This is a genomic window from Collinsella sp. CLA-ER-H11 (assembly GCF_040092445.1).
Lineage (GTDB): Bacteria > Actinomycetota > Coriobacteriia > Coriobacteriales > Coriobacteriaceae > Collinsella.
Genome location: NZ_JBBNLN010000012.1, coordinates 36,940 through 45,753 on the forward strand (window position 1 = coordinate 36,940; position 8,814 = coordinate 45,753).

8 protein-coding genes are annotated in these 8,814 nt (G+C 60.9%); 3 read left to right on the forward strand and 5 right to left on the reverse strand.

The window, feature by feature from the left end:
* Nucleotides 1-71: 71 nt before the first annotated feature.
* The 5 genes from AAAX35_RS08245 to AAAX35_RS08265 form a co-directional block, all read right to left on the reverse strand.
* On the reverse strand, nucleotides 72-836 hold the full coding sequence (locus AAAX35_RS08245; protein ID WP_349117305.1) for an amino acid ABC transporter ATP-binding protein: 765 nt from the start codon (nucleotides 834-836) through the stop codon (nucleotides 72-74).
* Nucleotides 837-872: 36 nt separating this feature from the next.
* Nucleotides 873-1,706: an amino acid ABC transporter permease gene (locus AAAX35_RS08250; RefSeq protein ID WP_349117306.1), complete on the reverse strand. Its 834-nt coding sequence runs from the start codon at nucleotides 1,704-1,706 to the stop codon at nucleotides 873-875.
* Complete coding sequence (locus tag AAAX35_RS08255; protein ID WP_006234894.1) at nucleotides 1,703-2,362, reverse strand: amino acid ABC transporter permease; 660 nt, start codon at nucleotides 2,360-2,362, stop codon at nucleotides 1,703-1,705. Before AAAX35_RS08255 ends, AAAX35_RS08250 begins: the two co-directional genes overlap by 4 nt.
* 138 nt (nucleotides 2,363-2,500) lie before the next feature.
* Entirely contained in the window at nucleotides 2,501-3,496 is a 996-nt protein-coding gene (locus tag AAAX35_RS08260; RefSeq protein WP_349117307.1) for a glutamate ABC transporter substrate-binding protein, read from the reverse strand.
* Nucleotides 3,497-3,953: 457 nt separating this feature from the next.
* Nucleotides 3,954-5,735: a 1-deoxy-D-xylulose-5-phosphate synthase gene (locus AAAX35_RS08265; RefSeq protein WP_349117308.1), complete on the reverse strand. Its 1,782-nt coding sequence runs from the start codon at nucleotides 5,733-5,735 to the stop codon at nucleotides 3,954-3,956.
* A 228-nt stretch (nucleotides 5,736-5,963) separates the two neighbouring features.
* Here AAAX35_RS08265 and AAAX35_RS08270 point away from each other — a divergent pair, with 228 nt between their 5' ends.
* The 3 genes from AAAX35_RS08270 (at nucleotide 5,964) to AAAX35_RS08280 (ending at nucleotide 8,762) form a co-directional block, all read left to right on the forward strand.
* Nucleotides 5,964-6,500 (forward strand): HD domain-containing protein, encoded by a 537-nt coding sequence (locus tag AAAX35_RS08270; RefSeq protein ID WP_349117309.1) that lies wholly within the window; start codon nucleotides 5,964-5,966, stop codon nucleotides 6,498-6,500.
* A gap of 3 nt (nucleotides 6,501-6,503) precedes the next feature.
* Entirely contained in the window at nucleotides 6,504-7,523 is a 1,020-nt protein-coding gene (locus AAAX35_RS08275; protein ID WP_349117310.1) for a putative ABC transporter permease, read from the forward strand.
* A gap of 198 nt (nucleotides 7,524-7,721) precedes the next feature.
* Nucleotides 7,722-8,762, forward strand: coding sequence for an ammonium transporter (locus AAAX35_RS08280; protein ID WP_349117311.1), 1,041 nt, complete (start codon nucleotides 7,722-7,724; stop codon nucleotides 8,760-8,762).
* The last annotated feature ends 52 nt before the right edge of the window (nucleotides 8,763-8,814 follow it).

Consider the following 8,814-nt stretch of genomic DNA (forward strand, 5'->3'; position numbering starts at 1 on the left):
TCTGAAGGTGACAGGGCGCATGAGAGACGTGGGACAACGCTTCCGATGGATTTGCCCCACGGGGTGGCTGGCTAGTGCCCCTTGATGGAGTTGAGGAAGTCCTGGGCGCGCTTGGTTTGGGGGCGGTCGAAGAACTCGTCAGGCGTGCCGGTTTCCACGATCTGGCCGTCGGCCATAAACACGACGCGGTCGGCCACGCGGCGGGCGAAGTTCATCTCGTGCGTGATGACGATCATCGTCATGCCCTGCTGGGCCAGACGGACCATGACCTCGAGCACCTCGTTGATCATTTCGGGATCGAGGGCGCTCGTGGGCTCGTCGAAGAGCATGGCCTTGGGCTGCATGGCAAGCGAGCGAGCGATGGCTACGCGCTGCTGCTGGCCGCCTGAGAGCTGTGCGGGTACCTTATCGGCCTGTTCGGCCACGCCCACGCGGCTCAGCAGGTCCATGGCGCGCTCACGGGCCTCGTCCTTGGAGACACCCAGCACATCGACCGGCCCCAGCATGACGTTTTGCAGTACGGTCATATGTGCGAACAGGTTGAACTGCTGAAACACCATGCCCAGTTCGGCGCGCATGCGGGCAAGATCCTTGCCTTCCCGTGGCAGGGGCTCGCCCTCGATGAGGATCTCGCCCGAGTCGATGGTTTCCAGGCGGTTGATGGTGCGGCACATGGTCGACTTACCCGAGCCCGAGGGCCCGATCACAACGACGACCTCGCCGTGGTCGACCGAGAGATTGATGTCGTTGAGGACGTGTAGATCGCCGTAGTGCTTATCGACGTGTCTGAGCTCGATCAGCGGCTGATTGCCGGTGGAAGAGGTGCTCTGTGCCATGGTGCTCGGCTCCTTATGACTCGAAATGGTAAAGCGTTAGCGGATGATGGTCGCGCCGGTCTTGTGCGAAACATAGACAGCGGCCTTGTTGATCGCGACGTTGATGAGGATGTAGATGACCGCGATAACCAGGTAGACCGACACGAGGGCGTCGTAGTTGGTAATGAGCACGCGGGCGTTTTGCATGAGGTCGGGGTAGCTCACCACATAGGCGACGGTGGTGTCTTTGACTACGACCACAAGCTGCGAAATCAACGACGGAATGATAAACCGAATGGCCTGCGGCAACACGATTTTAAAGGTGATTTTAGCTTTGGAGAGACCGAGTGCCTGGGCGGCTTCGACCTGGCCGCGCGGCACGGCATTGACGCCGGCGCGGAAAATCTCGGCAAGTACGCCGGCTGCAGCGAGCGCGACGGGAAGCGTGAGCATCCAAAACGACGGCAGCGCGATCTTGTACTGGGGCAGTACCAAAAAGAAGAAGTAGATGAACAGCAGGCTCGGCACGCCGCGGAAGAAATCGGTGAGCACGCGGCAGGCCAGCTGCAGCGGCTTAATGTCGCTGGTGCGGCCGAGCATAAGGGCTAAGCCCAGCACCAGCGCGATGGCGCCAGCGGTGAGTGCGACTTTAACGGTGCCCTCAAAGCCGGCAAGTAGGAACTTCCAGGTGGTGAGGTGCGTAAAGAAATACCAATAGTGGACCGAAAGCTGGCCGGTCACATAAAAGCGCTGCAGTACCAGGACGACGAGTGCGGCGACGGCAACAAGCGAGATGGCGGTGCCGATGCGAATCTTGGCGCGCATCTTGGGGCCGGGAGCCTCGTAGAGCGCGTCGCGCATGGTGAGCGCGGAGGTGGAGTGCTTGCTCATCGGAGGATTCTCACCTTCTTATCGATATAGTTGCCAATGTGGCTCACCACAAAGGCCGTGCCCAGGTAGCCGAGTGCCGAGATAAAGAACGCGGCGACGCCGCCGAGCGAGCGGGTATTGATGTAGCTCACCACGCCGGTGAGCTCCTGCGGTTTAAGCGGGACCTGGCTGCCGAGCGCGGTGGTGAGCATGACGGCGATAAAGAGGTTGGTCATGGGCAGCACGCTCGAGCGCAGCGCCTGCGGAATCACGATCTTGGCGAGGATGCGGTTAAAGCTCATGCCCAGCGAGCGGGCGGCTTCCACCTGGCCAACGCCGACGGTGTTGATGCCGCTCATAAAGTTCTCGGAGCCAAAGGCCGAGCCCAAAAGGACCGTGGCGACGATAACGCAGGTGCGGTAGGGCAGGACGACCTTAAGCGGCGGCAGCGCGTAGACGACGATGATAAGCAGCGCGATGCCAGGGATGTTACGGAAGACCTGGACATACAGGTCGCCAAAGACGCGCAGCGGCTTGAGCGGCGACACGCGCATCACGGTGACGGCGACGGCCAGTACCATGGCGATGGCAAACGACTCAAGCGTCATGCCCCAGGTTGCTAGCAGCGCGTCGATATAGTTCTGGCCATAGAGCGACCAGAGTTCGGAGAGACTCATGCGGACCTCCCGCCGATAAGGAAAGGGGCTCCCGTGTGTACGGAAGCCCCGACAACTCAGTGAGGAAACAGTTTACCGCAATAAAGCGCATCGTGCGTTTCCGTATGGTTTCGTTGCGGCCGTTACCAGGCTCGCTGACTAGGCGCCGATCTCGGGCAGCTCGGGAACATTGGTGTCGCCCGTACGGTCGCCGATGCAGATCTGCCACAGCTCAGTCCAGGTGCCGTCGTCCTCGATCTTCTTAAGGAAGTCGTTGACAAAGGCGACGCCGTCGGAATCGAGCGGCAGACCGATGCCATAGGGCTCCTTGCTGCCGAAGGGCTTGCCGGCGATCTTGTACTTACCGGGCTCGCGGACCAAGGCGCTCTGCTGCATGTTGTTATCGATGACGTAGGCGTCAACGCGGCCCTGCTGGAGTGCCTGGCGGGCCTCCTCGTCGGTCTTGAACTCCTGCTGGCTGGCCTTGGGAGCGAACTCCTCCAGGATGGCGGGGCCGTTGGAGCCGGACTGGACGGCGACGTTCTTGTCGGCCAGGTCTTCGACGCTCTTGATGTCGTCGTTATCGGCAAGCACCAGGATGGCCTGCTGCGTGTAGTAATAGGGACCGGCAAAGGAGACAAGCTTCTTGCGCTCGTCGGTAATGGTGTAGGTGGCAAAGACGGCGTCGACCTGGCCGTTCTGCAGGACGGACTCGCGCGTGTCCGAGGTCACCTGGGTGATCTCGACCTTGTTCTCGCCCAGAATGTAGTTGGACAGGAGCTGTGCGATACCGGCGTCGAAGCCGCGGGTCTGACCGTCTTTCTCGTTGAGGAGGGAGAAGAGCGTAGAGGTCTGAACGCCACCGATCTTAAAGACGCCGGCGTCCTTGACGGCCGTAGCCCAGGTGCTGGCGGCGATGGCGTCGTCATCGGCCTTGGGGCCGTTGTCGACGAGCTTGTCGAACGCCTTAGCGTCGAGCGTGGCGGAAACTTCGGTATCCTCGGAGCCCTTGGAGGAGCCGGCGGCGGAACCCTTGTCGGCCTCGGCGCTGGTGTCGGAGCAGCCGGCAAGACCAAGGCCGGCGACGGTTGCGAAGGTGGCGGCAACGAAGCCGCGGCGGTCGAGAACGACCTGCTGGGAGAGGTTCTTGCTCATGGTAGAACACCTTTCTCAATAAAATCCCTAGCGGTTGAGTAGAGTTATACCCTATCGCGCTCAAATTGGTCAACACGAAATAACTCAGAAACATACTTGTCTTATGGGTTATTCTGCCTACCAAAAAGGGACAGGCGCCTTTGTGGCGGTTCTTGCAGATGTGGTGGCCTGTCTCGCTGTTTTGTCTCAATCTGTAACATCTGCAGCCATTTTTGCCGAGTAACTGTTACAGATCGAGATTTTCTCTTCAGGGGGATTCGAATGTCTCAATCTGTAACATCTGGACGGTCAAAAGGTCCCTATCTGTTACAGATTGAGACAAAGGTCTGGGACTACGACGTCTTATCTAGATCTGTAACAGTTAGACGGAAATTCGGGCCCTAGATGTTACAGATTGAGATAATCGCGTCGTGAAAACAAAAACCTCCGCAGGGGTGCTTCCCTTGCGGAGGTTTTCTTACTCGTTGAGTAGTCTCACGGCTTCGGCGGCCATATTCTCGACCGTCATGCCGTTTTGCGCGAGCAGTTCGTTGGGATCGTAGCGGTCGGGGAAGCCCTTGGCGATGCCGAAGGTACGCGTGCGCAACGGCGTGCATGCCAGATAACATGCCACGCGCTCGCCCCAGCCGCCGTCCAAGACGCCGTCCTCGAGGGTGACGACAACGCGATGCTCGGCGGCAAGACTGTCGAGGAACTCGCGGTCGAGCTCGGTTGCAAAGCGCGGGTTGACGAGCGTGGCCTCGATGCCGTACTCGGCAGTCAGACGGTTTGCCACGCGCTCACCCAGCTCAAAGAAATCGCCAAGCGCGAGCACGGCAACGTCGCGGCCCTGACGCACCACGTTGTAGCGAACGGCGCTGTAGTCGGTGTCTTCGGCGGGCGCAAGGTCGGGGTGGCTTACCAGGCCGATGCCCGGTACGCGGATTGCCACGGGATGCTCGCGGTGGTCGAGCGACCAGCTCAGCATGGACAGATATTCCTCCATGCAGGCCGGCGCCAAGTAGTGCATGTTGGGAAGACCGCCCAGCATGGAAATATCAAAGAACGAAAGATGCGTCTCGGACGTGGTGCCAAAGATTGACGCACCAAACACCAAAATGGTTGCGGGGGCGTCGTTGAGGCATAGGTCGTGCCACAGCTCGTCGTAGGCGCGCTGCAAAAACGTACCGTACACACCAAAGACTGGCTTGGCGCCCGAGCGCGCAAGCGCGGTGGCAAAGGTCACGGCGTGCTCCTCGGCAATGCCCACATCGACGAACTGTTTGCCGGCGGCAGCGCGAAGCTCGGGTGTAAAGCCCATGATGTAGGGCGTGGCGGCCGTGATGCCAACGACCTGTGGATCGCGCTCGATGGCGGCGCTGAGCGCCTCGCCCGTAATGTCAGCATAGGTGCGCGGCGCAGGCTCGCTTGGATGGCCCGGGCAGAGCTTGCGGCCGGTCGCCATGTCAAACGGACCCACGTGGTGCCAGCGCTCGGGGTCGTTTTGGGCCGGCTCAAAGCCCTTGCCCTTGGCGGTGGAGACGTGCAGCACGATGGGATGATCGATATTGCGCAGTTCCTGCAGCGCGTCGACCAGGGCCAACACGTCGTTGCCGGCGTCCAAATAACGGTAGTCGAGTCCCATCGCGCGGAAAACGTTGCGCTCACAGGCGCCGTTGCTGGCGCGCAGCTCGGCCAGATTGCGATACAGGCCGCCATGGTTCTCGGCAATGGACTGGTCGTTATCGTTGACGATGATGATCAGGTTGCTGTCGAGATCGGCGGCATTGTTGAAGCCCTCAAACGCCAGGCCGCCCGAAAGCGAGCCGTCGCCAATGATGGCGATGACGTTGTATGCATCGCCCGCCAGGTCACGAGCGTGCGCCAGGCCGCAGCCCAGGCTCACCGACGTGGAGGTGTGCCCCATGGCAAACAGGTCATGCTCGGACTCGTCGGGATTGGCAAAGCCAGAAGCCTCACCATAACGCTCCGGATCGATATAAGTGTACGCGCGCCCCGTCAGCGCCTTGTGGGCGTAGGTCTGGTGCGAAACGTCAAAGACAATCTTGTCGATGGGGGAGTTAAACACGCGATGAAGCGCAACCGTAAGCTCAACGACGCCCAGGTTGGGGGCAACGTGCCCGCCGACGGCGGCGGAGCTTTCGAGGATTGCCTGGCGGATCTCGCCGCAGAGCTGCGGGAGCTCGGCGCGATTAAGAGCCTTGACGTCCTCGGGCGTTGTCGTTTGCGTAAGCAGCATCGTTGTGGGTTACTCCATGCGAATCGAGCGCCGGCGCTCCCTCGGCCGGCACAATTGCACAAAACAGTCTCGCACATTTTGGCGTTTGATATGTGACGGCGGCGCGGTAATTCGCCAACCGGCGGGGCAAAACGTTTTGTCCGATGCCATACTGATAGATTCGATGATGATTTTATTTCATGCGTGTAGGCCGTGGCTTGCCGCCGTGAGCCGCTGGAAGGAGGCAGCATGTCCGATGCCGTTCGTGCCGAGAAAATCGCGTACGAGGTCGACGATGCCGCCCGCCAGCTCGCCCAGGTGGGCCGCTTGGACCTGACGCACGAGTTTATCCAGCATGGTGACGTGACGGTCTATGCACATGTGACTTCGGTAGCGCGGGCGAGCCTGTCCTTTGCCGAGCGCCTGGGCTGCGTCGGTGTTTCGGTCGACCGCGCCTCGTTGCTGCGCGGAGCCTTGTTACACGATTACTTTCTCTACGATTGGCACGACCCCGACCCGAGCCATCGACTGCACGGATTCCGGCATCCATTTTTTGCTCTGGCGCGTGCCGAGGAAGATTTTGAGCTGACGCCGCGCGAGCGGAATATTATCGTACGCCATATGTTTCCGTTGGTGCCGGTGCCGCCGACGTGTCGTGAGGCATGGATTGTGTGCCTAGCGGATAAATGGTGTGCTCTGCGCGAGACGGTCGCCGGCCGCCTGCCGCGCAAGGACGAGACGGACGATAGCGTGAGTAAAGCATCGAGCGAAAAGAGGAGAGGGTAGACGGTGGAAACCGCGATTGATATGGCGTTTGGCGGCGCGACGCTTGCCGCCTGCCCACTCTCGGCACTGGTGCTCTCGTTTGCCTTTTACGGGTTTTGCGGCTGGGCATGGGAGTCGACAGTATGTGCCATGCTCAATCACGGACGATTTGCCAACAGTGGCTTTTTGCTGGGGCCGTGCTGCCCCATCTATGGCGCGGGCGGCATTGCCTGCTGGCTTTTGCTGCGCGGGATTCCGGATGCCTCGAGCCAGTTTGTCGCCGCGGCGCTTGTATGCAGCGTAATCGAGTACAGCGTAGGCGTGCTGTTGGAAAAAACAACGGGCGCTCGCTTTTGGGATTACTCGCACCTGCCGTTTAACCTGCACGGACGCATCTGTCTGTACTGGGCCTGCGCGTTTGGCTTGGGTGCGTTGTGCATTTGTCGTTTAGTGGAGCCGGCATTGCTGGGGCTGCTTGGCCATCTGCCGGTGCTGACTGTGCGGCTGTCCGCCTTTATCGTCGCGGTCGCGATGATGGTCGACGCGGTGTGCTCGTTGGCCAGCTGGCGCCGCCTGTCTGATCAGTTGGAGCGCGTCCGGGCCGACCTTGCCGACCGCATCAACGAGTCGCTTGCCGATGCGTCTGACTCCATGCTCGAACGTATTCCCGATTCGGCGATCGACTCGGTGGCACAGACGCATATCCGTAGCCGTGCCGTTAACGCGTGGCTGGCCGAGCTGGGCGACGCGACGCTCGATGCCCTGCGCGAGAAGGCTTCGATGCCGACGTTTATCGCGGATGGTGCTCGCGGTTTGGCGCTTGCCGCCCGCCGCGTGGCCGATGCCGCGCCGAACATGTCGCATCCGTCGCTCAGTCGTCGCCTTGCCGGCAAGCGCATGAGTCGTCCGGTGCCAAGCGTGTCGCTCAGCCGACGCGACCTACGCTTCTTTAACGCCTTCCCGCGTCTGCGCATCAATCGCTACGAAGGTGTCATTCGAGCAACTAATCTCCGCGACCGAGCCCGCGAGCTGTTCCGCCACTAGCCGGGACGGGCGCGCTCACGGCTTCCTTGCTCGCGTATTTCCCGTCCGTTTCGCGTCCGTTGCCGCGCCGTTTCCAAGATTGCGGCACCGTTTCCATTCGACAACGCAGCGTTTAACAACGCCGTATCTGGTCTACACCAGTTGCCCCTCGGCCGCATTATGGGCGCCGACAACGTTCATGCGATCAAGGGGGAGCGAATGTACGATACGGGATCGACAACGTTTATGCTCATCTGCACCATGCTCGTGTTTTTAATGACACCGGGTCTGGCGTTTTTCTATGGCGGCCTGTCCAGGCGCAAAAATGTCATCAACACCATGCTCATGTGCTTTGGCGCCATTGGCCTGGTTGGTGTGCTGTGGGTTATTGCCGGCTGGTCGCTGGCCTACGGCGGCGACGGTTCCAGCCCGTTTATTGGAGGCCTTGACCAGCTGCTGTGCCTGCCGGTGCTCGGCCAGGTGCTGCGGGCGGCCGAGGGCAATGCTGCGGACGGTGTCGTCTACCCTCAGATCATCAACATCGCCTTTCAGATGGCGTTTGCCATGATCACTGCTGCTATCGTCACGGGCAGCCTGGCCGGCCGCGTTAAGTTTGGTGCCATGACGGCCTTCCTGGGCATTTGGCTGCTTGTGGTCTATGCGCCGCTTGCCCACATGGTTTGGGGCGGCGATGGCTCCTTTATCGGTGACATTATCGGCGCACTCGACTTTGCCGGCGGCGACGTGGTGCACATTTCGTCCGGTCTTACCGGCCTGATCCTCTGCTTAATGCTTGGCCGTCGTCGTGGCTTTGGCATGGTGAGCTACCGTCCACATAACGTGCCGTTTGTGGCGCTGGGCGCCGGCCTGCTTTGGTTTGGCTGGTTTGGCTTTAACGGCGGCAGCGAGTTTAAGGCCGACGCCGTGGCGGCACTTGCCATCCTCAACACCGTGACGGCCAGCGCGGCGGGCATGGTCTCGTGGCTTGCCGTCGAGCGCGTGCATACCGGCCGCCCCACGCTGGTGGGTGCCAGCACCGGTCTGGTTGCGGGTCTTGTGGTGGTCACGCCCGGGGCAGGCTTTGTCGAGCCGTGGGCAGCGCTGGTCATGGGCCTGATCGTCTCGCCCGTCTGCTACTTGGCCATCAGCCATCTTAAGACCAAGTTCGGCTACGACGATGCGCTCGGGTGGCGCGCGCAGACGTGGTGTAAGAGCGTCCTGAGGTCCGTCGCTGCAAGTCCCGATGTTACTCCTTCTTGAGACCGCGCCTCTCGACTATCTCGTCCACTATCTCCCTGGCGCGCCGCCCGAG